This window comes from Caproiciproducens sp. (genome assembly GCF_053840905.1).
The window spans coordinates 1-25,135 of sequence record NZ_JBNLXQ010000019.1; the positions used below are offsets into that span (position 1 = coordinate 1).

The window sequence follows — 25,135 nt, forward strand, 5'->3', positions numbered from 1 at the left end:
TGCTGTACTCTCTTTTTGCTTTTTCTGTTTACTCTTAGTAAATTGCGGTGCCTGATGCAATAAGGGTTACAACATAATAGAAATTATGTGATTCATACAAAAGCATCGACAGGCTGGGCAGGGACTACGGAGAAATCATTGAGCATCGGCGGATCATTTCAAAGGAAGATAATGTCGCGTGGTTCTTGATATGCCGCTGTTGGATACACGGCAGAAAGGCCGGGATTTGGCAGGTACCCGCATTGTCATCCGGTCCTTAAAATCCTCAGCTATGTCACGCAGAAGGAGGGAAAGCTTAACAGGCAGTTCCAAGCCGAGGGAAGGCGGCCAAAGCAAGGGGCGTCAAATTTGGCCGTCCGTCCAAAGAATGAACCGCTGCATCCATGGCAGCCGATCGCGTAAGATGGCACCGCATTCAGTAAGCAGGGAACCGCCCCTCCGTAAAGTGGGCGGCGTTCCTCCGTGTTTTCGCCTAATTTCACGTTCTATTTTGCAAAGGATTAAATATAAAAGGAGATATCATGATGAAAAGATTCGTAAATTTTAAAATTGCTACGAAGCTAATTATTGGGTTTCTGATTGTAGCATGCATTGCAAGTGTGGTCGGAGTTGTCGGACTGGTCAATATCAATACTCTGGCCGAAACGGACAAAGTACTGTATGAAGGGAACACATTGGGGATTGTCTATGCGGGAAATGCCAACACCTATTACCAGAGGCTGAGATATAACGTCGCCGAGATGCTTCTGTTGGAGGACAATACTCAAAAGGACGCTTACATAGGCAAAATGAACGACTTCATTTCAGCCATCGACAGCAACCTGAAAAACTATGAGAGCGGTATTATTACACAGACAGACCGCGATCTGTTTAATTCGCTGAAAACCGATTGGGATCCATATAAATCACAGATGCAGCAAGTGATCCAGCTTGCAGGAACCGGGCAATATGCGCAAATGAAAAAAGTGCTGCTCACAGACTCCGACACATTGAGCGGTTCCCTGATGGACGCTTTTGTGAACTTGTATCAATATAATGCCGACGGCGCGGCGAAAAGGGCGGCTGAGAATACCCAGCTTGCGAAAACCGCGGATTTGACGATGATCATTACGGTACTTGTCGCGATGATCGTAGCCGTTCTGCTCGGAGTTTTTCTTTCCCGCAATATCAGTAAGCCGCTGGGTAAAATGGTCACGGCCGCCGACAAGCTTGCCCAGGGAGACTTCGAGATCGATATTACCACCGATTCCAAGGATGAAATCGGCATGCTGGCAAAGAGCTTCCGCAATATGTCGGACACTTTACGAACCATCATCACGGATCTTTCGACGGGCTTTGGCGCGTTTGCCGACTGCAATTTTGCGGTGGATACGCAGGCGGAAAATTACTATGTGGGCGCTTATTACCCCTTGCTGGATTCCTTGAGGAAAATGCGGGATACCCTCAGCGAGACCATGAGGCATATCGGCGCGGCTGCCGAGCAGGTGATGACGGGCTCTGAGCAGGTTTCCAGCGGCGCGCAGGCGCTGGCCAGCGGCTCCACCGAACAGGCGGCCACCGTGGAGGAGCTGAACGCTTCCGTTACGCAGGTCGCGGAGCAAGCCGATGCAAACCTGTCCACCATAGGCGTTGCGGCCGGGTATATCGAGCAGGCCGGCGTAGGAGTGAACGCCAGCAACGAATACATGCGGCAGCTCACCGAGGCGATGGCTGAAATCAGCTCCTCCTCCAGCCAGATTGCAAGCATTACAAAGGTTATCGAAGACATTGCGTTCCAGACCAATATTCTCGCGCTGAACGCTGCGATAGAGGCGGCACGTGCCGGAACCGCCGGCAAGGGGTTTGCCGTTGTCGCCGATGAGGTGCGGAATCTTGCCGCAAAATCCGGCGAGGCCGCGCACCAGACCAGCACGCTGATTGCAGCCTCTGTGGCGGCTGTGGAACGGGGAACCCAGATCACCGAACAAACGGCAGCGCAATTACAGGATACCGGCGTAAACGCGGAGAAGGTAACCAAGAGCTTTGCGACGATCGAGCAGGCATCAACCGAGCAAACCGGCGCCATCGACCAGATCAAGGACGGGCTTTCCCAGATATCCGCCGTGGTGCAGACCAATGCCGCCACCGCCGAGGAAAACTCCGCCACCAGCGAGGAAATGTCGGCTCAGGCCGTCGCGCTGCGCAAGGAGGTCGGAAAGTTCAGGCTGGCGGACGGAGCAGCACAGGGAAATACTTTGTCCACCGCTTCCCCAAGCGAACAGGAGCGTGCAAACCGTCTGCCTGAACCCGCGTTCAGTCTGGGAAAATATTGATAAAGAAGGGGAAGCTTTATGGAATTACAGGATAAATTACATACGGACGAACCGGTCGACGCATCTCAGGAGCGATACCTTACCTTCCTCACGGATCAGCAGTTGTTCGCCCTGCCCATAACAGAAATTGTCCAAATTGCGCAGATGCAGGAGATCATATTAATGCCGGATCAATCGGATTATGTAAAAGGGGTCATCAACCTGCGGGGTCAGATTATCCCCGTAATTGATGTGCGTCTGCGTTTTGGGAAGCCGGAAGCGGCCTACACGGAACGCACTTGTATCATCATCACCAACGTGCGGAACAGCGACTTTGGACTGATTGTGGACGAGGTGGATGAAGTTGTCGATATTGAAACGGAGCAGATCTCCGCGCCTCCGAAAATAAACGCCGGGGCTTCCCGTGTCAACGATTATTTGACCGGGATCGCAAGGCTGAAATCTGCCGATGGACAAAAAGAGCGTGTGGCCTTACTGCTGCACGCGGGAAAGATCCTTGGGGAAAGCGAGTTTGCCGCGCCCTAAAAATTCGCTGTTCCTGCGTCCGTGGACACAGGCGGCTGGAACGTATTGACGCTTCAAAAATATTGGGGATCATGCAGAAATGTATACGCATCGGAAGGAGGCGCGTTTATGAAAAAACAAAGAGTTTGGTGGCAAAGGCTGCTGAGTGTTCCGCTGATGATATTTTTTATCCTGGCAGTATACGGCCTGAAGGTTCCCAACCCCATGATCCTGCTGATCATTCCGGTGGTCTATTTTACATACTCCGACGGCTATGTCAGCGGCGCTCTCAGCGGCGCGACCTCCATTGCGTATGCCTTTTATTTTTTCCTTGTTAAAACCGCTGATCCCGCCGGCGGATATAAAGCGATCACCATTGTTCTGGCGGTTGTCTCCATCATTCTTCTTGTCGGTAAGCTCAAGGCGCGGGAACAAAGGAACGTAACCGAGCTGAAGCGGCACGAGAAAACTTTGGCGCATATGGCCATGACCGATGAGCTGACCGGCGCTTCCAATCGGCACGCGTTTTTTGAACTGGCAAACACCATCTATGAAAACAGCCGTCGGCTCGGCCAGCCCATTTCTCTGCTTTTTATCGATATTGACTATTTCAAGCAAATCAACGATTGTTACGGGCATGTGTTCGGCGACGCTGTTTTGGCCAGACTTTCACAGACGCTTGAAAATTGCCTGCGGAGCGGCGATGTGAACTGCCGGTACGGAGGAGAAGAATTTCTCCTCCTGCTTGCCGGCGCGGACGGCGATGCCTCTCGGCTCGTGGCGCGCCGCATTATGGATCGGGTGCGAATGATACGGTTCGAGGAGGTTCCCGACTTCCGCTTCACCATCAGCATCGGCGTGTCCAGTATGATCCCCGTCGACCCGCCGGGGATTGACCTTTTGATCCGCAGCGCGGACAACGCCATGTATCAGGCTAAGCAAGCCGGACGGAATCAAATTGCCGTGGAAAACCCGGAGCCGGACAAGGAGATTGACGCGTGTTCCCTTCGTCCCCTTTCCGTCTCCGCCGGCAGCCGCGGGGACGCCTGTGCGCCGGTGGAGGTAAGTGATCCGATACAGGATATTCTCCTGCAAATCCTCGAGCAAATGCTGGAGATCGTTTCTGTTGTGGACGCCGACACCCACGAAATTTTGTATGTCAACTCCGCCGCGCGGGAAAAATACGGGATTGCAGACCTAAAAAACAGAAAATGCTACCAGCTGATACAGGGGCTGGACAAGCCGTGCGCCTTCTGCGTCAACGGCCGTCTGTCCTATGACAGCGTGTATACCTGGAATTTTACCAATCAGAAGACGGGAAGGCATTTCCTGCTGCGTGACAGGCTGGTGTACTGGAGCGGCAGAAAAGCGCGGCTGGAAATTGCCACCGATATTACCGAGACGGAGGAAGAACGTCACACTCTGGAGAGCCTTCTGGAATCAGAGCAGGTCGTCCGGGAATGTATGGGCATGCTTTACAGTGCGAAAACCATGGACGAGGCAATGGAGAAAGTCCTCCGGCGCACGGGCGAATATTCGGGCGCGGACAGGGCCTGTTTCTATTCGCTGTCCGGAGAGGCCTTCATTTTGGCAAATCAGTGGTGTGCGCCGCAGCTTTCGCCGGACCTTAGAAAACAAAAAGCAGCGCTGGCCGACTTTCATCGGCTGTGGTCCCTGTTTGGCAATAAGGAATGTGTTCTCATAGAGGACACGGAGCAGCTTCGTCCCCTTGACAGGAAGCTGTATCAGTCCTTCCTCAAACAGAAAATCAAAAACATTGTGCTTATCCCTCTGGAGCGGGACGGCAAGCTGCTTGGACTTTGGGGCGTGGAAAACCCCTTGTTGGGAAAAGCGCACGGCATTGCGTCGTCACTGCTTTCCCTGCACTATTTTCTGTTGTCCACCATGCAAAGAGTGCGCTATGAAACGCTTTTGAAGAAGCTGAGTTTCGAGGATTCCCTGACAGGGCTTCGCAATCGAAACCGCTGCTTACGGGACATTGCCGATCTGGGGGCAGCCCCGAACACAGGGGTCGTATCCGTTTCCATGAATGAAATGAAGCGCCTCAACGACACCTTGGGACACGCCTGCGGCGATCAGATCTTAAGAAACTGTGCCGACAGGATCAGGGAGACGTTTCCATCAGGGCTCTCTTACCGTGTGAACGGGGATGAGTTCATTGTGCTTTGCAGAGAGATTCCGCAGAAGCGGTTTGAGCAGCAGGTGAGAACCTTTATGATGGATTGTACCGTTTCTCAGGACTGCCACGCGGCGATTGGTTACCACTGGACGGAGCAGGCGGAGAATGTCCGGAGCCTGATCCGTGAAGCGGAAGCGTGGATGTATGAGGACAAAAAGAGATATTACCGCAAAATCCTTCCCAGCGATCGCTACCGGCATTACAACGATGACGTATTCTGCCTGACAGAGCCCGGAGCGCTGAAAAAGAGAATGGAGGAAGGCTGCTTCGTCGTCTACTTACAGCCGAAAGTGTCCTTTAAGAATCGCATCATGAGCGGCGCCGAGGCGCTGATCCGCTACCGGCAGGAGGATGGGACGGTCATCGCGCCCGCACAGTTTTTGCCTGTGCTGGAGGATGCCAAGCTCATCGGTGTTGTGGATTTTTTTGTATTCGACCGCATCTGCGCCATGCTTGCCCAGTGGATCGGCGAAGGCAGAGCGGTTGTGCCTATCTCCGTCAATTTCTCACGGTACACAATGGCCGAGCAGGACTTTCTTTCACGATTGCAAGAGGTATTTGGCAGATACTCCATTGAGAAAAAGTGGGTTATTATCGAGGTGACGGAAAGTGTCAAAGGCGTAGAAGATATGAACCTTCTCACTTTAATCGACAGTCTCCGCGCCGCCGGTTTCTCCATTTCCATCGACGATTTCGGGGTGGATTTCGCAAATCTTTCCCTGTTCTCCTCAGCCAATTTTGACGAGCTCAAGCTGGATAAGGCCCTCGTAGACAGCGTTTTGACGAATCAAAAGGCACAGCTGGTCATTGAATCCATTGTGAGCATCTGCCGCAAAATGGGGATCTGTGTTGTTGCGGAAGGTGTGGAAACAGAGGAGCAATTTGATATTTTAAGGCAAAACGGCTGCGAACAGGCGCAGGGATATTTATTCAGCAAACCGATTCCCATTGGGGAATACGTGGAAAAATATATGACCGTTCCGGCTGAGATTCACAAATAACCATCCTGCAGGAAAGTGATCCGGGAACTGAAGTTCTGTGCCTATACCAATCAACACAAATATTGTCGTAGCTTTCATGAATTGTTTTCGTGCAGAAGATTGTGCCGGCAAGGCACAAGGAGGAGGTAAAAGTTTCCTGATGGTGCAATTTGTGACCTTTGTAGTTATCTATGGAATCATGATGTTTATTTGGACCTTTGTCTTTTTAAATAAAAGCAATGACAAGGTCAACCAGTCGTTTTTATATTTTATAAGCCTCATTATTTTATGGATGGTTTTGAGCCTATGCAACAGCTACAGCAGCAGATCTGTTTTTGTGCTGATACTCAAGACGGTTTATTGGGTCAGTATGATGAACCTTGCCCTGTTTTTTTTTACTGTTCGTCTACCGGCTGGTACAGAAAAAAACGGACGCGGTCTTTTCTGTCTTTGTCGGGATCAACACGCTGACTATTTTGCTCCGGTATCACTTTCCGATCGATTATGACGATCCGATGTTCTGGCGGCTTTCCCAACCGGTAGTCGCACCCCTCATGTCTGCGATTTTTACACTGCCCGCTGTTTATGCGCTGTTTCTGATCGTCCGGGATTATCTGTCTACAAAAGACCAGCGGAAAAGGGTACAGCTGAAATACATATTTGGGGGAGGCGGACTTGCCGTTTTTGTCAGTGTTATCTCCGAATATATACTGCCGGTTCAGTTCCATATTGAAATCGGCCCTTCGCTTATGTATGTTGCCATCCTTATTTTTGTCGTATTTATCTTTATCTCTATTACGAAATATAAGCTGCTCAACATACGTTCGGAATACATTTACCGAAAGGTGCTGTTAAGCTCTTCGGATGGAATTATTCTGGTCAACAAAAACCGGAGAATCCTTTGTATTAACGACGCTGCGAAAGGAATTTTACGAGATGACGGCATTGGTGTCGGCGATCTGGTCGCCGGTTATATCCCGGACTATGACTACGAACTAAACTACAAGCTGCACGAAGTAAATATCCGGACAACGGGAGGCGAGGTCTGCCTCTTCATCACGCAATACCCCATTGAGCCGGAAAACCGCGACTCGGCAAAAATCATAACGGTCACTGATGTGTCATCGATGCGGCAAAAAATAAACCTGTTGATTGAACAGGCGTCTACCGACCCGCTGACAGGATTCTATAATAAGCAATATTTTGAATACTGCGATCACCAGCCTGAGGATAAGGATGCGATGCTTTCCGTTTTGTTTGTCGATATCGATAATTTCAAATCCGTCAATGATCTTTACGGACACATCGTTGGTGACAAAGTGTTGAAGGAACTTTCCGAATGTATCAAATCAAGTATTCGCAGCGGTTCTAACGCGGTTCGGTTCGGGGGTGACGAGTTCATCATCCTGCTTGAAAACACATCGGCGGAGGACGCCTATCGGATTGCCGAGCGGATTCGCGGTAATGTCACCGACATGGATATCACCTGTTTCGCTCCGGATGTAAAACTGACTCTCAGCATAGGTGTAGCAAACAGTCTGACGCTGGGAACACACTCGGTCAGCAGTCTGATTAAAAAGGCGGATACCGCAATGTATCGTGCCAAAAGCGCCGGCAAAAACAAGGTGATTGTTATCGAAGAATAGAACCGATTCTCAGCGATAAGGGGTTCTTCATCCGATTTTATACCGTTCGTCTAAAAGAACTCCCCTGACTGCTTTCGCAGCCAGGGGAGTTCCGCATATGGGGTGGGCGGATTATTTTTTCGCAGCCGCTCCTTTCTTTTTACGATCTTCCTCGTAGGCCTCGAAAAACCACTGCTTACGAAACCCGTCGAACGCCTTGGCGTCGTCGTTGAGCTTGTGAACAAAGGCGTTGACGTTGTCGCCGTTTGCGAACGAATTCTCAAACGCCTTGATGCTCTTGTATTTTGCATCGTACATTTCGTCGCGCATCTGGGGGTACTGTCTCAAAAACTCGCCGGAGAAATCGTTTTGTTTCAGCGCCTCGACGGTAATCTGTGCCGTCAGCTTACCCGTGACCATGGCGGGGCCGATGCCTTCGCCTGTGGACGGCATGACCATGCTGGCCGCGTCGCCCACCAGCATACAGCCGGGAACATAGTTATCCATGCGCTGCACGCCGTCCGGGATACGCCAGCCGCGGAACTCACCGATCCGCTTTTTACCGCGCAGTTTCTCGCCGAACGGGCTCTTGTTGATCCAGAACTCCAGAGTTTCCTGCAGCGATTTGCCGTCGCGGGGGTATGTATCACGCGTGAAGCCCAGGCCCACGTTGGCGAGCTTGTCTTTCTCGGGGAAAATCCACACATAACCCGGTATCACGTCGCCGTCAAAATGGATTTCATTATACGGCTCCATGTCCACGTTTTCGTAGTAACAGCGGCCCACAACCGCTACGTTGTTGTCAAGATCCGGGAACATGCCGATCTTTTGCGCTACGATGGAATGCGCGCCGTCCGCGCCGATCACCATCTTCGCGCGGATTTCGATCTTCTGCCCCTGATACTTGGCCTTGACGCCGCGGACGTAACCGTCCTCCTTGATAACGTCGTACACCCAGCACTCCTCAAGCAGCTCGGCGCCCTCTTTCACCGCGTGTTTGACCATGAAGTCATCGTAGATGCGGCGCGGCGTGTCGTAACGCATACCGCTAAACGGGGCTGTAACCGTCAGCTTTGTATAATCGGGAGAAGTAAGGATGATACCATGGTTTTCGTAGCTGATTTCGCGCAGGCCGTCCAGCCAACCCAGCTCGTTGAGAATGACGCAGGTCACACCCGACTGACAGTCGCCGCAGGGCTTCTCGCGCGGGAAAGTTTCTTTATCCAGAATGAGAACGTCCACACCTGCCCGCGCCAAAAACGCCGCGCAGGTAGAACCGCCGGGGCCGCCGCCCACAACGACAACATCGCGTTCGATTACTTTCATTTTCATATCCTCCCTTACTGCGGTTTTATCATCGTAATGATGTTTTCAGGGCAGCTGTTCGCACAAACACCGCAGCCGATGCAGCGCTCGGTTTCCACGAAGGAATAGCCGCACTTCATGCAGCGGGCAGCTTCCAGCATTGCCGTCTGCTCGTCAAATACGCCCTCCACCTGCTCGAAGGTGTCGCGGTAACGCCGCTTTGGAACCTCCTGCGGATCGAGGCGCTCCAGGCGCACGGGATAGATTTTCTCGACGACGGGCGCGAGTTTGGGGTCCCGTTCGACCGCGCGGTTTTCCACCTTGCGGTCCTGCAGCATGTTGTCAATGGCCAGCGCAGCCTTGCGGCCCGAGGCCATCGCCTCAACCGCGTTGCCGCGTGCCATAACGACGTCGCCCGCGACGAAAACCTTATCTTTACTGGTCGCCAGCGTGTCCGGATCGTGCTGCAGATGGCCGGCGCCGTCGAGCGCAAGACCGGATTTCTCCACGAAAAAGCGTGTATCGGCCTTTTGACCGGTGGCAAACAGGACGGTGTCGGCATCCACGACAAATTCGCTGCCCATAAAGCACTGGGGCTGCAGGCGGCCGAACTCGTCCGTATCGATGCACTCCACCTTGCGGAACTCCACGCCCTCGACGGTAAACAGCTCTGTGACGATGCGCGTGGGGGCTGCGCCCTCAATGAGCTTGACACCCTCTTCTTTTGCCTCTTCAATCTCCCACTTCGGTGCGGGAACGGCAGCGCCTTCCTCGAGACACACGCAGGTGACGTCGGCCACTCCCAGACGCTTGAGGGAGCGGGCTGTGTCAAACGCAATCGAGCCGCCGCCGATGACCACAGCCTTTTTTCCAACCTTCACCGGGATGTCGGCGTTAACTTTTTTCATGAACTGCAATGCGTCGTAGACCTTCTCCGCATTCGAGCCGCGAATCGGCAGAATCGAGCCCTTTCCCGCACCCACGGCAATGAGCACAGCCGCGTAGTGATCGGCGAGCAGGTCGTCGATAGTCGGGTTTTTGCCGATGAGGCAGTCATACTCGATTTCAATGCCCGCGTCGAGCAGATGCTGGATCTCGTTTTGCAGCGCGGTTTTATCCACGCGGAAATTCGGGATTCCGATGCGCAGCATACCGCCCGGTTCCGGGCCTGCCTCGAAAATCTTCACGCGGTAGCCCTTTGCCGCGAGGTCAGCTGCAGCGGTGATACCGGCCGGGCCTGCGCCGATGACTGCGATCTTGGTGTCGTACCGACGGTTAAAAACGAGGGGCTCGGGCTCCACCCGGCTGGTAATGAAGCGCTTGAGCGCACGGATGGCGATGGGCTTGTCAATCAAGAGGCCGCGCTTGCAGTCATCCTCGCAGGGATGGTGGCAGATCATGGAGCAGATAACCGGCAGCGGATTGAGCTCCTTGATGAGGTCGTAGGCGGCTTCGAACTTGCCCTCGGCGATCAGGTTGACATAGCCCTCGGGGATGGTGCCCAACGGACAGGCAAGGCTGCACGAGTGCCGGGTTGCATAGGCCTTGGAGTCCGCGGGGAAAATCTCCGGTCCTTGGGCGCAATCGGGGCAGAGCCTGCATATATCACGCTGATGTTCCTCGATCGCTTTGACTGGACAGGCGCGGCGGCAGATTCCGCAATTGACGCACAGCGTGGAGTCAATTGAAGCGACTGCAGCCCGTTCCAAGGTGAAAGGCTGTCCGTTTTCCACCTTGAGCTGGATAGTTTGCACATTGCTCATAACATACTACCTCCCGTTTATTATTTTCCGTCTTGCCAAATCACTGAATGCAGTTATATGAATCACATTCAGTTGTTAATAGTATATTAGCATCCCTTGATTTTAATGTCAATATCATTAAATTATATGATATATAAGTTATATTATTGTATAAGTTGCATTATAAACAGCCTACAGATAACAAGCGCTCGTTTTCGACCGTCCGCAGAGGGAGTTGTATTTTCTTATCAAATAGAGTACAATAATGCAGAAAAACAATCAGGGAAGCAGGCATGTATTTATGGAAGAGTTGACCCATCGGCAGCAGCAGGCTCTCGAAACAAAAGCGCATATATTGGATAGTGCGTTGGAGCTGTTCGGACAGGAATCGTTTGAAAATGTGAAAATCACAGACATCTGCCAAAAGGCGGGCGTGTCCGTGGGCACGTTTTATTATTATTTTAAAGACAAGGACAGCATCATCAAAGAGGGCTACCGCCACTTCGACGAGGAGCTGCGCGCGTGGTGGAAAAGTTATGAGCCGCGCGGCACGGCGGAGGATATTTTTGCGTTTATCCAAAAGCAGTTTGAGCTGCTTCTGACTCACGGATACCGCATTGACGCGCAATTTTTTAAAAGCCAGCTCACCAGCGTTGAAAAGTACATCCTGGATGAGCGCCGGTTTTCCTATCAGGTCATTTCCGATTTGGTGGAGAAGCTGATTGCCAACCACCAGCTTGCCGGGGAACCCCATGAAATAACGAAGCATATCTTTATGACAACACGCGGCACACTCTACGACTGGTGTATGTACGAGGGCAGCTATAACCTTGTGACCATGTGCCGGAAATCAGTGGGGATTGTGCTCTATTATTACAGTGCCAGTGCCGACTCACGTTAGGGTTTTTGTTCCCGGCTTTCCATTCCGCGTCCGCCAGGGCGTAAGTCGTCCCCCTGCCCCTCCCTGCTGAAACCCTTCCCGTTTCATGGAAGCCGCCTATCTTGTTTTGAAAACGCAATCAGCAGGACTGGGGATAAGGTTCAGCTTGCATTTTTGCTCACCGCCAAAGCTTTTTTAAACTCCCGGCACAGCCGGAAGTTTTCGCACTATAATCAAACGGAGCCTGCCCCTTATAACACAAAGGGCAGGCTCCTGCCATCTTTAGCCAAATTTATTTTAAAAAGCAAGCTGGTCTATCATGCCTGCTGCCATGAAAAACAGCATTACATCGACAATCCCTGTGCTGATATTCATGCAATAATTCCCCTTCACTGGATTAAGAAGATAAGAAGGCCGCCACAACCGGTAGAATCATCCCAAAATATTATTTCAGCCAGTTCTGCATTGCTCCTCCTTCGTTAGATGGCCTGCAGGTGGCGCCATAAATAGACAACACGCCTTTTTTTACCTTTGGCTCTGGCCTTACCCAATTTTCCCTTCTCTTTTCGATTTCTTCATCTGATGCTAAAAGATTGATCTTGCCCCCTAATATATCGCCTTCAATGAGATCCCCATCCTGAATGAATGCTATTGTTCCGCCATCATATGCTTCCGGCGCAACGTGTCCAATGATGGTTCCATGGTTAAATCCAGAGAATCTTCCATCTGTTATAAGAGCTACTTTATCTTCTAATTTTTTTGCCAAAAGACCATCCGTGGCCATCATTAATTCGTTTAACCCCGGTCCCCCTTTGCATCCTTCATACCTTAAAACCACCACATCGCCGGGCTTTACTCGATCTGCTATAATTGCGGCGTAGGCATCTTCCTCGGCATTAAAAACTTTAGCCTCTCCTTTGAATTTCAGCATTTTCCCAGGCACTCCGGTTGGTCTGCATACTGCGCCTTTCGGTGCGATATTTCCCTTCAGGATTCGGAGACCCGGCATGTTATCGAATGGTTCCTCCAGTGTTTTTATTATGTTTTCATTGTCTATGTGCACGCCCTTTAAATATTCCCTCCAGGTACATCCGCACAAAATGGGAACATCCAGATAAAGTTTGCTCTCCAGCCTCTTCATTACTGCAGGGACACCACCTGCATGATACAGGTCGACAATGCTAAGATCACCTGTTGGGATTACGCCAACAAGGCATTTGATTTCATTTGCAATCCTATCAAAATCATCAATCGTTACTCCTAACCCCAATTCGTTGGAATAAGCCAGAATATGCAAAACAGCGTTTGTAGAGCCGGCTATTGCCATATCCAGCATGACGGCGTTTAAAATGACTTCTTTCGAGATAAGCTTCGACGGTTTGATTCCTTCTTTTGCTATCGTAACGATTTGGCGGCCAGCCTCTACGCATTTCCTTAATTTAATGTTGTCCGCTGCCGGGATAGTAGCTGTTCCAGGTACAACAAGATTTAATGCTTCTCCTAAAATTTGCATTGTATTCGCTGTCCCCATGGAGGGACATGCTCCAAAAGACGGACAAACATGTTCTTCAAACATATTTACAAATTCTTTGTCCCCCCGGATTGCCGCAATGTCCATCTCTGCCTGGACGATTCTCCTCCCTTGGCACTCTCCCTCATACATAGATCCGCCCGTTACGACAATTACCGGAAGATTTACTCTAATGGCTGCCAGATATGCTCCGGCAATGATATTATCGCAAGAAGCAAGGATTACTAACGCATCAAAATTTTGGACCCTGCTTACTATTTCTATCGAGATGGCAACCATGTCCCTGGCCGCCAATTCATATCTCAGCCCGTCTCCGCCTATCCCAATGTTTCCACATGTGGCGGAAACTCCAAATTCCATAGGAACACCGCCATTCATCCAGATCCCCTGTTTTACTGCTTCAGACAACCTTCTAAGATGACCGGTTCCCGGAGAACCCTCAAAATAAGTATTAGCTATTCCAATATGCGGTTTTGTCCGGATATCCTTATCCTCATATCCCGCCGCTTTATAAATAGCCCTTTTATTCGCTGCGCCTAAGCCGTTCCAATAAGACCTATCATTGATATCTTTATTCTCATAATCATATTTCATATCATTACACCTCCATGCTTATATCGGTGAACCATTTACTCCGCGAGTGTCCCCCGGAGTCGTACTTTTCCGAGTTCAGCCCGCAGCGTGTTAGCCTGGGCTGAGAGCTCCTCGCTCGCTGCCGCACTTTCTTCCGCTGTGGCCGAATTGGTCTGCACTACTGTGGAGACCTTTCCAATCCCCGTGGCAATCCGGGCGACGGAATCGGATTGTGCGGAGGACACCTCTTCGATCTTGCGGATCGCTTCGTTCACCGATCGGATCTTTTCAGAGGCTTCCGTCAGCGATTGCGCCGTCAGCTGCGCGGTCTCCGAGCCTTCCTTCACCATCTTTTCCGAGGTTTCGATCAGCACGGTGGTCTGTTTGGCAGCTCCCGCCGATTTCCCCGCCAGGTTGCGAACCTCTTCCGCCACCACAGCGAAGCCTCTGCCTGCCTGTCCGGCCCTTGCCGCCTCCACCGAGGCGTTAAGCGCTAAGATGTTTGTTTGAAAAGCTATGCTATCGATGACCTGAATAATCTTGCCAATTTCCGCAGAAGATTTCTTGATATTTCCAATTGCGGCAAGCATCTGATCCATCCGTTTGGTACTTTCTTCGACATTATGCGTCGCAGTCTGCATAAAGGTGGCCATCGCGCTGATTTGACCGGAGTTGTCACGGATCTTTTGTGTGATTTCTTCAATCGCTATAGAGAGCTCCTGCACGGAGCCCGCCTGTTCGCTGGCACCGTGGGCCAACTCCTGAGATCCATCCGAGACCTGTTTTGCACCGCTGTCGACCTGTTCAGCAGAGTCGCTCACCGTCTTGAAAATATCGTTCAGACTCGCGACAATCTGGTTGATCGCCTCCGAAATCGGGTGGAAATCCCCCTCAAAGTCATCGATCTCTTCAATTGCCATATCACCCTGCGCCATGCGGAGAATTACGGTGGAAATCCTCGATACGATGCTCCGCAGGGACTCGAAAGCAGTGTTAAGCGATTGCGCCAGCACGCCGATTTCATTTTTGGAAGTATAGTCCACATGGACGTTCAGGTCCGCATGCGAAAACCTCACGGCGCACTCCGCCAACTGCCGAACCGGCTTACCGATAGATCTGGCAATCCTCATGCCGAGAAAAAGCGAGCAGACGAGGCCGACCACTGCAGCGATAACCAAAACTATCAACAGAATTGACGCCGTGCCGGTAAGTCTTGCATTCTCTTGTACCGCCGAGTTCAGGCTGTCGGACATATAGATGTCGTAAACGCCGCTCAGCTGACTGAACGTCCTCTGCGTCTCCTGCATGGTTCGGCTGGCATTGGTCCGGTCACCCGAACTGACATACTGCATAGTCTGCTTAACCTGATTTTCGTAAGTATTAAAAAGATTTTCTGCCGAATCGATCTTACTTTGCCCAGTCATGTCATTGATTTTATTTTTCATCAGGCAGTCGACATAATTTTGTAAATAGCTGTCGATCTTGGCCTGATCCGCCTGTACTATGCCGGGATTCTCATAGTTAATCAGCGCGTCCTGCGCCGTGGTTTGTATGTTCGACAGGCTGACCTCAGCCGTTGTGATATCCGGCAGAGAATACATTCGGGCAAGCGTATTACTCATACCGACTTCCAGGGTCCGCAGGCCAAAAATACCAATCCCAGCAACGAGAACATTGATAAGGGAAACGATCAGAAAAGAGAGAACCAATTTCGACGAAATACGCATGTCTCTGATTCGGACATGTCTTATCCGAAAATTTTTCCTTTTTTCTTTTACTTTCATCACAACTTCTCCCCCCCTTTGATAAAACTCACGTAATGGCTTGTGTTGGCTTTTGTCAGTCATCCATAAATGAATAATACCAGATCCGTACATCGGCAGAGGAGACGATATACGGACCTGGTAAAGCGCAAAGTCATTTTTTGTATACTGGATTTCGGTTTAAACGTTACTGATCGTTCTGCTTTGAGGTCATATCCCACTACTAAACTTATGTTTCAAAGTATTTTAGCTGGAATATGCAGTTTGTTGATCATATCGCGAAAAGCTGAATGGAACTACATCCAATTCAGGCTCTTCTCCGCTGATAATCTGGGTGATAAGCCTTCCGGTGATGGGAGCCATTGAGATGCCATCACCTTCGTGTCCAGCAGCAATATAATAGCCGGGTACACGCTCCACCTTCGAAATGATAGGAAGATGCTCCTCAACAAACGGCCGTACTCCGCTGTAAGCGCGTATACAACTTATGTCCCTGAGTATTGGGTAAAAGCGCATCGCCCTCGTAGCGATGGCGTGCACCACCTCGATCTCACTGTCGGTTCCGAAGCCGAAGAAGTTCCGGGACGAACCTACCAGCAAATTGTTGGCGTGTGTAGGCTCTATGGTAAAGGAAACGTTATACTCATCCACAACGGGAGGAACATCCCTCTTGACGTCATAATTGAATTTGTTGAGCATGTATCCGAATTCCTGCACCTTCTGGTAAGCGATCGGAAAAGAACCTTCGGAAACCAGAATCGTGCCCTTCCGCGGCTTGATTGGAATGTTGACTCCCACCATTTTCCCTATTTCAGGCGCCCAGCATCCGCCGCAGTTGATAACCTTTTTCGCCTTGATGGAACCTTTGGAGGTCTCCACCTCCGAAACAGCGCCCTTCTCATCAAGACGGATCCCGGTTACAGGAGAATAGGTATATTCCGTAAGTCCCATTTTCTTGCCCTGCTCTACAAACGCGTAGCAAAGTAGATAAGGATTCAAGGCACAGCAAATATCGCTCCAAAAACCTCCCGGCAGGTCTTTAACCAGGTAGGGTTCGCGCTCAGACAACTCTTTAGGATCACACATGTGCACGGAATAACCCTCGGTCTGCATCTTTTGGATATAGTCGGACGCAACTTCCATCTCCAACTCAGTTTCGCAGACATACAAGCTGCCGTTCTGTCTAAATTCAAAGTCATATTCCAATTCGGAAGACAGTTCCTTGAAATATTTGATGCTGCGGGCGCCCAGAGCCGCGTCCGCCCCCGGCTGCTTGTCGGTAATCATTGCCGCAGCGTCGCAGTGGCTTGAAGTCCCGTTTGCCAGGTCACCGGAATCGACAAGCGCCACGTCGTAACCTTTTTTCGTTAAATGATATGCCACGCTGGTACCGATGGCGCCTGCGCCAATGACCACGATTTCATGAGCCTTCATATTTCGCCGCCTCCCAAAACCTGAAATGGCACCGGGCGCTGCGGTGTACGGGGAGTAAAAAACCCCGCTTCCTCGGGAGTAATTCCCGGGATTTCCTGACGCAGGATCTGTAGTAAAAGCGCTTCACAGGTACGTCCCTGGCAAAGCCCCATGCCCGCGCGAGTTCTGCGTTTGATGCCATTTAAATCCCGTGCGCCCATACGAATTGCCTCCCTGACTTCGCCGACAGTAACCTCCTCGCATCTGCACACCAGGACGTCATCGTCCAATCTCTCCGACATGGATATTTCCTCCTTTGTAAGCTATCTTAGTTTGATTCCTCTCACGTCATTTACCCAGTCAATAGGAACCTCCAGTTTTATCACGGGAGTCCTATCCGACCTTTTTGTGATAATTATTTTTTTAACGGTACCCTTACAGACTACCTGTCCGCTGCGGTCAACGGCATCCACCATGTCCCCTTCCTGAAGTTCGGTCAGATATTCAAACGGGAAACTCACAGTGCCATAAGTATCGGAATAAGATTTATCCAACACAAAGATCGCCAAGCCGCTGCAGGCTGTAATACAACTGCCGCATCCCACACAGGCATCAAAGTTGATTTTAGGCGTATTGGAAATATTTTCACCGATGTAAATCGCCTGGAACCGGCAGGAAGCCTCGCATGGATTGCAGGGAATTTTCTCCGTACACTCCGCTACCGCCACAGGTCCCCTTTTCATGCGTTCCTCACTGGGAAACATGGACAAGCTTTGCAGATACTCCGTTGTCAAAATCCCTTTGGACAGCAATTCGCCGCTCATAAGTTCACCGCCTCTTCTCCCCGATAGTGTTCAATCTGTCTGCGCTTTGCCTCTCTGCGCGCTTCTCCGTGAGGGCCGTCCCGTAAAAAGTTCAAACGTTCCCAAGCCGCCGCAATAAGCTCTTCGGCCTTTTCCTTACCCAAATAGCCCAACGCTTCCGCAATAGCGGTACCGGCAACCTTGCCTTCCTCAATGGCGGTGTTGGCTTCCTCGACACCGGTTGCGTCGCCGGCAACATAAACGCCTTCCTGCGTCGTCTCCATAGAAATGCTGTGGGTCGGCACCCAGCCGCCCAGCATACGGTCGCTGAACATCTGGCAGCCGTACATATTCGCCATGCCGGTCAAAGGCTTCAGCCCCGCCGCGATAGCGATCGTGTCCACCTCTACCACCTGCTCGGTACCGGGTACTGGGTTCCAGTTTTTGTCAATTTGCCCGATGACCGCTTCGCGCACCCGCTCGTCACCCCGGGCCTCCAGCACCGTATAACCGGTATAAATCGGCACGCCGGCCCGCGCAATCTTAGCGGCGTGAACCATGTACCCGTTGATTTTCGGCAATGCCTCAACAATTCCTTTAACCTGTGCTCCGGCCTGCATCAACTGGTAGGATACGATCAACCCTACATTACCCGACCCGATTGTGAGCACCCTTTTTCCCGGCAGCACGCGGTTAAAATTGATCATGGTCTGAGCGGCGCCCGCCCCCATAATCCCAGGAAGCGTCCAGCCAGGGAAACGCACCGCGTTTTCGCTGGCACCGGTCGCGATCACAATTTTCTTCGCCTGGACCACCTCCAGAACCTTTCCGCTCTCTACAGCCCGTTCAACGGCCACCTTATGGGACTGATACAACCCGATCACCACACTGTCAAGCCAGATCTCAACGCCCAATTGCTCACACTGCCGGAGCATTTCGACGCCAATATCCATACCGCGCACACCGGCACGATGCATGCTTGAACCAAAAAATTTATGTATTTGTTTAAAAAGCTGCCCTCCGGCCTTCAAATTCGCATCCACCACTAACACTTGTGCGCCAAATCTTGCCGCTTCAATTGCCGCTGCAAGACCTGCGGGACCTGCGCCGACAATCACTACTTCATAACTTTTCATGGATCATTTCCTCCCGCTGGCAAAGCCATGCTGTGTTTCAATAACCATCCCGTCTTCCACAGGAGTGATACAGGTACGCACATTCGGCTTGCCGTTAACAACCATCATACAATCCGTACATTGCCCGATACCGCAAAATAGCCCTCGCGGTTCATTGCGTTTGTAAGTATATCGATTGACGATAATTCCTTCCGCCAGTAAAGAAGCCAGAATCATCTCCCCTTTTATGGCTTTTACTGATTTTCCATCCACTGTTATCTGCACCGTTTCCTCTGCGGGGAGCTCGCCGAGAATCGGATGGGTCCGTACTCTCATGGACATGTTTTATCTCCTCCGGTTTCAATAATTCCGGTTGTTCGCCGGGTTTGTTCAAGATTTTCTTCTATTTGCACTCTACCACTTGGATTGACAACTGTAAAGAAATCGAATTGCTTCCTTCATTTCTTATTCTGCTCTATAACAAAAAATCGAAAAAAGGCGAAAAGAGTTTGTTTCTGAGAAATTAAAAGGATTCCGCCTGGTTGAACTCGTCGTCGGTTTCCTGTTCAGTTTCGATTCCCGCAGCTAATTTATAATCCGCCGGACTGATACCTGTAATCTTTTTAAAAGTTTTGTAAAAATAGCTGTAGTTGTTAAATCCTGTCTCGTGGCAGATATCGGTAATCGACATCCCTTCGCCTTCTTTAAGCAGAAATTTTGCTCTTTCTATGCGCTTGGATACGATATATTTTGTCAGGGTATAACCGGTATATTTCTTGAACACCCTGCAAATATGAAAAGTGCTGAAATTAACGACGCTGGCCAGACGATCCAGCGAAAGATCTTCCTTGATATGTTCGCATATGTACTGCACGAGCTTTGCAATGACAGCAACGTACTGGTTCTCCATAAGATCCTGATGACTGCAATCATAAAAGCTGTTGTATAGGTGCGCACATATATGGTATAGAAAAGCGCGCTCAAGGATGTCTTCACCCTGGCTCAGACTGGTTTGCTCATATTCGGAAAGAATTCGCTGCACATTTTTAAATTCGTCTGCACCCAGATGATAAACAGGATAACTGCGATTGTTAGGGCTAAAGATATTGAGCAGATCCGATTGCTCAGAGCACATGGAGAGTAAAAAGCTGGGATTCATAGATATACAGAATCGATGATAATCATGTATGGCCGGGCAGAACGTGTGCGGCTCAAAAATGTTAATCAGCGCCACATCGCCGCATCGCATCTCATATTGCTTATTCCCTACCAGAAGCGTTCCCGCATCAGAAAAATAGAATTGAATTTCATAGAAGTCATGATAGTGGAGTCCAGCACCAAATTCACAGTCAGGGTTGTACATAATACAACGATAATTGCCTTGATAAACAGAGGTCCTAGAAAGAAACTGAGCAGACATGAAAAAACCTCCCCTTCCGCACCGACTGACATATAGCCGTTTGATATTGATTACTTATTCCCTTGTAACGTCATTTTCCTTGCAAAAGAACCAATTTTTTCAGTAATAATCCACCATTCAAATCACAAAAAAACTTCTTATTTCAAGAACATACAATCTACTTGAGCGGGAAAAACAACAATCATTGTCAATAAGCTTCTCATAATGAACGATACAGGCTCTCCATCAAAGTGATAAGTAAAGCTATCCGCCCAGATAGGATTTCTGTACAGCATCGCTGGCCATCAAGTTGACGCCCGTATCTTCCATAACAATTTTACCTGTCTCCAAGATATAGCCCTTGTCAGCAACCTGCAGAGCCATTTTTGCGTTCTGCTCTACGAGCAGAACAGTAGTGCCGTCCTCCTTAATTTCCCTGATCAGCGCAAACACTTCGGAAACCACAAGAGGAGCTAAGCCCATAGACGGTTCGTCTAGCAGCAGCAGCTTAGGCCTGGACATTAGCGCACGGCAAATCACCAGCATCTGTTGTTCTCCGCCTGACAAAAAACCCGCCTTCTGGTCCCGACGCTCACCAAGACGTGGGAATTTCTGAAAAAAGCTCTCAATGTCCTGATCCACATCCTGATCTTTACGTGTAAAAGCACCCAATCGTAAATTTTCCTGAACAGTCTGACGGGGAAATACCTTACGTCCTTCAGGGCAATGTGCTATACCCCATCGAACGATTGCATCAGCCGGCTTATTGTTAATACGCTTTTCTTCAAAAAAGATTTCGCCCGAAGCCGGTTTAAGTAGTCCAGAGATGGTTTTAAGCAAGGTTGTCTTGCCGGCACCATTGGCCCCGAGCAGCGCAGTGAGCTTTCCCTCCTCTATACCGAGGGACACCTTAGAAAGCGCCTCGATTATGCCATAACGAACGGTCAAGTCCTTAATTTCCAGCATGCTCAGATTCCTCCTTGCCCAGATAAGCCTCAATCACCTGTGTGTTGCACTGTGCCTCTTTTGGAGAACAGTCCGCAATTTTCTTTCCGAAGTCCAACACCACTACTCTGTCTGAGATTCCCATTACAAGGCGCATATTATGTTCTATCAGTACCACCGCTGACCCCAGCTTGAGGATACCCTTGATCAACGACATCAATTCCTCCGATTCCTGAGGATTCATACCGGCAGCTGGTTCGTCAAGCAAAATAAGCTTGGGATCGCTGACGAGCGCGCGGCCGATTTCGACCTTGCGCTGCTTGCCGTAGGGCAAATTGCCCGCATATTCATTCGCAACGTCCCGCAATCCCAGATAATCCAGAATTTCCAGCGATTTTTTGTATGCCGCCTCCTCGCTGTTTTTAAACGCGGGGCTGCGGAAAAGAATACCAAACAGACCCTCGTGCACCTTTATATGCATACCTACTACCAGGTTGTCAATCACGGTCATGGCACCGAACAGGCGGATATTTTGAAAAGTGCGCGTAATTCCCGCTTTGCACATAGTATCCGTTGATTGGCCGGTCATGTCACGGTCCTCAAACAGTATTTTCCCGCTGTCCGGCCGGTTGAAGCCCGTCAGCACGTTGAACAGAGTCGTTTTGCCTGCACCATTAGGACCAATAATACTCAGCACCTCATTGTCCATGATCTCCATGGTTATATCCGAAAGGGCGTTGACACCGCCAAAGGATTTGCAAATGGACTCCGCTTTGACTAATACACTCATATTGTTTCTCCTCTTTGACCACAATTACAATCATAAAAGCATCTTGTACGCGGCTATATTTTCTTCTTTGAGAAGAGATGCCTGATGCCTATTACCTTTTCGCCAACACCGTCTTTTCCCAACAGTCCATTGGGCGCCCAGATCATCAGTATTACCATCAAAAGTCCAACGAACAGGAGCCGATACTGATAAAAAGTTCTGGAAATCTCCGGCGCAATGACCAGCAGCGACGACCCGATAATAGAGCCGGGTAGATTGCCCAACCCACCCAGTATCGGCATCTGAAGTTCATAGATAGACTCATCCAATGTGTAGTTGTAGGGACTTGCATAGGTGGTGTAATGCACCAATGCTGAGCCCGCGATACCGGTAAAAAAGGAGGCCACTGCGAAACAGAGCACCTTATAATTCTCCACTCGAATACCTGAGTATGCAGCTGCAATCGGATCGTCACGAAGCGCTGCAAATGCCCTGCCCCACTTAGACTTAATAATAAACTGTATTCCGGCATAAGACAGAATCAGCAGTGCCAGCGCAAAATAGAAAAATTTCAGGCTGGTGTCAAGCTGAAAGCCAAAAATGCTGGCACTCGGTACCCCGCGGATTCCCATGGCGCCTCCGGTAATGTTATGCAAGTTCAGAAAAAGCAACTGACAGATTGCATTAAATCCAATCGTGATCAGTGTCAGATAGTCAAAAGTGGACTTGCGGCACAGAAACCCCAGAAACCAACCAGTAGCCGCGCATATAAGTCCAGACAGAATCAGGGCTGGCAGAAAGGGAACGCCAAGGTTTTTGGACAACAGGGCCGAGGCGTAGGCTCCCACCCCCAAAAACGCAGAGCGCCCCATATCCAATTGACCTGAAATTCCTACAATCAGGTTAATGGACAGCGCAACGATAGAATAAATCATGCACATGTTTATAATGCGTATCACATAGTCGTCTTTAATAAAATTAGGTATGGCAGCGAAAATAATAAGAAGAGCTATGTAGGAGAGAGCGCGATGTTTCTTAATTTGATTCAACATTACCATCACCTTACACTTTCTCGGAAATCTGTGCCGGGAAAAATCCCATGGGTCTGATTGATACCAACAGGATCAGGATGCCCCAGACAATGGCATCTCTGTAAGTGGTAGAGATATACCCCGCCACCAGACTTTCCACAAGTCCCAGCAATATAGCACCGATGATGGCGCCCTTCAGGCTGCCAACGCCACCTACGATTGAGGCCATCCACGCTTTCATTGTCCCAAGTGCAAAACCGATACCCACAAATATGTCATTGTAATAAGAACAGAACAGGATTCCGCCTATCACACCCAATGCGCCGCCTGCTCCATATACCACGGAAATAATGCGGTTGACTGGAATACCCATCAGCGAGGCTGTCGGAATGCTCTGCGAAATGGCAATCACGGATTGTCCGATCTTTGTATGTTTGAGCAGGAAGGTGATAGCCGCCATCAGTGCAACGGCGATAATCAAAATGTATATCTGCAGGGAACCCATTACCACGTTTCCAATCTTCCAACTTTGGTTAGGGATACCCACACTAAACGGATAGGTCTGGGGACCCCAGATTCCCGTGATAAAGTTTCTGGCAATATATGCGATACCCACCGCAGTAATCGTAGGCGTAACGCGTCCCGAAAAGCGCACCGGCCGATAGGCGAACCGCTCGACAATTACGTTGAGGAGGTATCCCGCGATCACACCGGTCAGAATTGCCAGAAACGGGTTAAAGCCGCCCGTAATCATGGCGAATGTAAGAAAACAGCCCACTGCGTATACATCGCCATGCGCGAAGTTCAGCAATTCCAATATGCCGTACACCATGTTATAACCTATCGCAATGATTGCATACACACTGCCGATACTAAGGCCATTGATGATATATTGTAGTAACATTATTTTTATTCACCCTGCTTCCCATATGGTTTTTTGTTAAAGCAGGGAAATCGGCAGGCGTAAAGCCCGCCATTTTCCCCTTTTTTGATATAAAGTTATCTTTCCGGGTTTTATTTTAGAAATTTTCGGGAACATAAGTGACGAATTTGCCGCCTTCAACCCTCATCACCGAGACTTTTTTGTTGGGGACGTCTCCTTTGTCATTAAACTCGATCAGACCAGTCACCCCTTCAAAGCCCTTGAGGTTATGGAGCGCGGTGATCAGAGTATCCCTTGTGGTGCCGCCGGCTTCATAGGCCGCTTTGATTAAATAGACAACATCGTAGCTGTGGGCTGCCCACTCGCCCGGTTGATCGTGGAAGGTCTCTTCGAATTTTTTCGTGAAATCAGCCTGCTTCGAACGTGGGTCGTTAGGGTCATAACAAGTCATGACATAGGCGCCCTCAGCGTCTGCTCCGGCAATTCTAATGAATTGTGGATTAGAGCTGCCAGTGGCGGCGACGATCTTCGCATTTAAGCCCGATGCTATATTCTGCTTTACAACCAAGGCCGTCGCAGTATACTCTCCCAACACCAATATCGCGTCGACGCCGTTCGCCTTGAATTTAGTAATCTGTGCAGAATAGTCGCGGTCAACGTTGGCCACATAGCTTTCATCCCCCGCAGGCGTGATCCCAAACTCATCTTTAAGGGTTTTGATGGCTACGTCCCTCATGCCTGATCCGTAGTCGCTGTTTTCCCAAATCAAGCCGGGCTTCTTGCATCCCAATTCCTTTACAGCCATATATACCTGGTTTTTGGTATTCACAGAGTCGCTGGAAATAATGCGGAAATAATTTTTGAAACCCTGTTCACAAATGGTTGGGTTGGTATTTAAGGGCGAAATAACCGGCATATTCACCTTTTGATAAATCGGCAATGCGGACAGCGAACATCCGGATTGATCGTGACCATCAACCGCAAGAATATCGGCATCGTTTATCACTTTTTGAGCTACTAAAGTTGCCTGGTTTGGATTGGCTTGGTCGTCCATAACCTCCATCACCAATTTTTTGCCTTTCACCCCGCCGGCCGCATTAATTTCGTCGACCGCGAGCTGAGCCCCTTCTTTTTGCTGGATGCCTTGGTTGGCCGCATCGCCGGTTTGAGGGCCCGCCAAGACAAACTTGATCGTATCGTTCGTAGTATCTCCAGCGGCAGCGGTGCTCTGCTTGGATTGGCCAGCGGAACCATTACATGCACTGAGGATGACCATAACGCTTAAAAGGAATACGCCCATACAGAAAAGCTTGCCTTTTTTCATAACAACTCAACTCCTTTTTATTTTTGATAAAGGCTCCC

20 protein-coding genes are annotated in these 25,135 nt (G+C 50.0%); 5 read left to right on the top strand and 15 right to left on the bottom strand.

The annotated features are described in order from the left end of the window. Positions 1-524 precede the first annotated feature (524 nt). From ACQGQ5_RS14585 to ACQGQ5_RS14600, 4 genes are all read left to right on the top strand, one after another. A complete protein-coding gene (locus ACQGQ5_RS14585; RefSeq protein ID WP_455737222.1) occupies positions 525-2,312 on the top strand; it encodes a methyl-accepting chemotaxis protein in 1,788 nt (595 codons plus the stop codon). 18 nt (positions 2,313-2,330) lie between these two features. Continuing rightward, the gene (locus tag ACQGQ5_RS14590; RefSeq protein ID WP_455737223.1) at positions 2,331-2,837 is read left to right on the top strand and encodes a chemotaxis protein CheW; all 507 of its coding nucleotides are present in this window, start codon (positions 2,331-2,333) and stop codon (positions 2,835-2,837) included. Between the two features lie 108 nt (positions 2,838-2,945). Further along, positions 2,946-6,017 (top strand): diguanylate cyclase, encoded by a 3,072-nt coding sequence (locus tag ACQGQ5_RS14595; RefSeq protein ID WP_455737224.1) that lies wholly within the window; start codon positions 2,946-2,948, stop codon positions 6,015-6,017. 359 nt (positions 6,018-6,376) lie between these two features. After that, positions 6,377-7,642 (top strand): diguanylate cyclase, encoded by a 1,266-nt coding sequence (locus ACQGQ5_RS14600; RefSeq protein ID WP_455737225.1) that lies wholly within the window; start codon positions 6,377-6,379, stop codon positions 7,640-7,642. Positions 7,643-7,753: 111 nt separating this feature from the next. Here ACQGQ5_RS14600 and ACQGQ5_RS14605 read toward each other — a convergent pair whose 3' ends face one another. Continuing rightward, complete coding sequence (locus ACQGQ5_RS14605; protein WP_455737226.1) at positions 7,754-8,947, bottom strand: NAD(P)/FAD-dependent oxidoreductase; 1,194 nt, start codon at positions 8,945-8,947, stop codon at positions 7,754-7,756. 14 nt (positions 8,948-8,961) lie between these two features. Then, on the bottom strand, positions 8,962-10,689 hold the full coding sequence (locus ACQGQ5_RS14610; protein ID WP_455737227.1) for an FAD-dependent oxidoreductase: 1,728 nt from the start codon (positions 10,687-10,689) through the stop codon (positions 8,962-8,964). A 280-nt stretch (positions 10,690-10,969) separates the two neighbouring features. Here ACQGQ5_RS14610 and ACQGQ5_RS14615 point away from each other — a divergent pair, with 280 nt between their 5' ends. Continuing rightward, positions 10,970-11,569: a TetR/AcrR family transcriptional regulator gene (locus ACQGQ5_RS14615; RefSeq protein WP_455737228.1), complete on the top strand. Its 600-nt coding sequence runs from the start codon at positions 10,970-10,972 to the stop codon at positions 11,567-11,569. 424 nt (positions 11,570-11,993) lie between these two features. Here ACQGQ5_RS14615 and ilvD read toward each other — a convergent pair whose 3' ends face one another. From ilvD to ACQGQ5_RS14680, 13 genes are all read right to left on the bottom strand, one after another. Further along, on the bottom strand, positions 11,994-13,673 hold the full coding sequence (ilvD, locus tag ACQGQ5_RS14620; RefSeq protein ID WP_455737229.1) for a dihydroxy-acid dehydratase: 1,680 nt from the start codon (positions 13,671-13,673) through the stop codon (positions 11,994-11,996). A 35-nt stretch (positions 13,674-13,708) separates the two neighbouring features. Then, the gene (locus ACQGQ5_RS14625; protein ID WP_455737230.1) at positions 13,709-15,436 is read right to left on the bottom strand and encodes a methyl-accepting chemotaxis protein; all 1,728 of its coding nucleotides are present in this window, start codon (positions 15,434-15,436) and stop codon (positions 13,709-13,711) included. A 225-nt stretch (positions 15,437-15,661) separates the two neighbouring features. After that, positions 15,662-16,849 (bottom strand): NAD(P)/FAD-dependent oxidoreductase, encoded by a 1,188-nt coding sequence (locus ACQGQ5_RS14630; protein ID WP_455737231.1) that lies wholly within the window; start codon positions 16,847-16,849, stop codon positions 15,662-15,664. Next, positions 16,846-17,130 carry a (2Fe-2S)-binding protein gene (locus ACQGQ5_RS14635; protein ID WP_455737232.1) on the bottom strand — a complete coding sequence of 95 codons (285 nt, stop codon included), beginning with the start codon at positions 17,128-17,130 and terminating at the stop codon, positions 16,846-16,848. The genes ACQGQ5_RS14630 and ACQGQ5_RS14635 overlap by 4 nt, the downstream gene beginning before the upstream one ends. Positions 17,131-17,151: 21 nt before the next feature. Continuing rightward, complete coding sequence (locus ACQGQ5_RS14640; RefSeq protein ID WP_455737233.1) at positions 17,152-17,652, bottom strand: 4Fe-4S dicluster domain-containing protein; 501 nt, start codon at positions 17,650-17,652, stop codon at positions 17,152-17,154. Continuing rightward, the gene (locus tag ACQGQ5_RS14645; RefSeq protein WP_455737234.1) at positions 17,649-18,767 is read right to left on the bottom strand and encodes an NAD(P)/FAD-dependent oxidoreductase; all 1,119 of its coding nucleotides are present in this window, start codon (positions 18,765-18,767) and stop codon (positions 17,649-17,651) included. Before ACQGQ5_RS14645 ends, ACQGQ5_RS14640 begins: the two co-directional genes overlap by 4 nt. Before the next feature lie 3 nt (positions 18,768-18,770). Continuing rightward, complete coding sequence (locus ACQGQ5_RS14650; protein WP_455737235.1) at positions 18,771-19,088, bottom strand: (2Fe-2S)-binding protein; 318 nt, start codon at positions 19,086-19,088, stop codon at positions 18,771-18,773. A gap of 181 nt (positions 19,089-19,269) precedes the next feature. Then, positions 19,270-20,166, bottom strand: coding sequence for an AraC family transcriptional regulator (locus ACQGQ5_RS14655; protein WP_455737236.1), 897 nt, complete (start codon positions 20,164-20,166; stop codon positions 19,270-19,272). A gap of 243 nt (positions 20,167-20,409) precedes the next feature. Next, complete coding sequence (locus ACQGQ5_RS14660) at positions 20,410-21,111, bottom strand: ABC transporter ATP-binding protein (RefSeq protein ID WP_455737237.1); 702 nt, start codon at positions 21,109-21,111, stop codon at positions 20,410-20,412. After that, positions 21,098-21,880 carry an ABC transporter ATP-binding protein gene (locus tag ACQGQ5_RS14665; RefSeq protein ID WP_455737238.1) on the bottom strand — a complete coding sequence of 261 codons (783 nt, stop codon included), beginning with the start codon at positions 21,878-21,880 and terminating at the stop codon, positions 21,098-21,100. Before ACQGQ5_RS14665 ends, ACQGQ5_RS14660 begins: the two co-directional genes overlap by 14 nt. Before the next feature lie 53 nt (positions 21,881-21,933). Continuing rightward, positions 21,934-22,911 (bottom strand): branched-chain amino acid ABC transporter permease, encoded by a 978-nt coding sequence (locus ACQGQ5_RS14670; RefSeq protein WP_455737239.1) that lies wholly within the window; start codon positions 22,909-22,911, stop codon positions 21,934-21,936. 10 nt (positions 22,912-22,921) lie between these two features. After that, a complete protein-coding gene (locus ACQGQ5_RS14675; protein WP_455737240.1) occupies positions 22,922-23,794 on the bottom strand; it encodes a branched-chain amino acid ABC transporter permease in 873 nt (290 codons plus the stop codon). A gap of 115 nt (positions 23,795-23,909) precedes the next feature. Continuing rightward, positions 23,910-25,097, bottom strand: a complete 1,188-nt coding sequence (locus ACQGQ5_RS14680) for an ABC transporter substrate-binding protein (protein ID WP_455737241.1) — start codon at positions 25,095-25,097, stop codon at positions 23,910-23,912. Positions 25,098-25,135 lie beyond the last annotated feature (38 nt).

Excerpts from the sequence above, each read along its gene's own strand:
- ACQGQ5_RS14635 (WP_455737232.1), bottom strand. The coding sequence starts at position 17,130 with ATGTCGGAGAGATTGGACGATGACGTCCTGGTGTGCAGATGCGAGGAG.
- ACQGQ5_RS14625 (WP_455737230.1), bottom strand. The coding sequence starts at position 15,436 with ATGAAAGTAAAAGAAAAAAGGAAAAATTTTCGGATAAGACATGTCCGA.
- ACQGQ5_RS14610 (WP_455737227.1), bottom strand. The coding sequence starts at position 10,689 with ATGAGCAATGTGCAAACTATCCAGCTCAAGGTGGAAAACGGACAGCCT.
- ACQGQ5_RS14650 (WP_455737235.1), bottom strand. The coding sequence starts at position 19,088 with ATGTCCATGAGAGTACGGACCCATCCGATTCTCGGCGAGCTCCCCGCA.
- ACQGQ5_RS14665 (WP_455737238.1), bottom strand. The coding sequence starts at position 21,880 with ATGAGTGTATTAGTCAAAGCGGAGTCCATTTGCAAATCCTTTGGCGGT.
- ACQGQ5_RS14585 (WP_455737222.1), top strand. The coding sequence starts at position 525 with ATGAAAAGATTCGTAAATTTTAAAATTGCTACGAAGCTAATTATTGGG.
- ACQGQ5_RS14680 (WP_455737241.1), bottom strand. The coding sequence starts at position 25,097 with ATGAAAAAAGGCAAGCTTTTCTGTATGGGCGTATTCCTTTTAAGCGTT.
- ACQGQ5_RS14605 (WP_455737226.1), bottom strand. The coding sequence starts at position 8,947 with ATGAAAGTAATCGAACGCGATGTTGTCGTTGTGGGCGGCGGCCCCGGC.
- ACQGQ5_RS14595 (WP_455737224.1), top strand. The coding sequence starts at position 2,946 with ATGAAAAAACAAAGAGTTTGGTGGCAAAGGCTGCTGAGTGTTCCGCTG.
- ACQGQ5_RS14655 (WP_455737236.1), bottom strand. The coding sequence starts at position 20,166 with ATGTCTGCTCAGTTTCTTTCTAGGACCTCTGTTTATCAAGGCAATTAT.
- ACQGQ5_RS14675 (WP_455737240.1), bottom strand. The coding sequence starts at position 23,794 with ATGTTACTACAATATATCATCAATGGCCTTAGTATCGGCAGTGTGTAT.
- ACQGQ5_RS14630 (WP_455737231.1), bottom strand. The coding sequence starts at position 16,849 with ATGAAGGCTCATGAAATCGTGGTCATTGGCGCAGGCGCCATCGGTACC.
- ACQGQ5_RS14640 (WP_455737233.1), bottom strand. The coding sequence starts at position 17,652 with ATGAGCGGCGAATTGCTGTCCAAAGGGATTTTGACAACGGAGTATCTG.
- ACQGQ5_RS14660 (WP_455737237.1), bottom strand. The coding sequence starts at position 21,111 with ATGCTGGAAATTAAGGACTTGACCGTTCGTTATGGCATAATCGAGGCG.
- ilvD (WP_455737229.1), bottom strand. The coding sequence starts at position 13,673 with ATGAAATATGATTATGAGAATAAAGATATCAATGATAGGTCTTATTGG.
- ACQGQ5_RS14645 (WP_455737234.1), bottom strand. The coding sequence starts at position 18,767 with ATGAAAAGTTATGAAGTAGTGATTGTCGGCGCAGGTCCCGCAGGTCTT.
- ACQGQ5_RS14590 (WP_455737223.1), top strand. The coding sequence starts at position 2,331 with ATGGAATTACAGGATAAATTACATACGGACGAACCGGTCGACGCATCT.
- ACQGQ5_RS14615 (WP_455737228.1), top strand. The coding sequence starts at position 10,970 with ATGGAAGAGTTGACCCATCGGCAGCAGCAGGCTCTCGAAACAAAAGCG.
- ACQGQ5_RS14670 (WP_455737239.1), bottom strand. The coding sequence starts at position 22,911 with ATGTTGAATCAAATTAAGAAACATCGCGCTCTCTCCTACATAGCTCTT.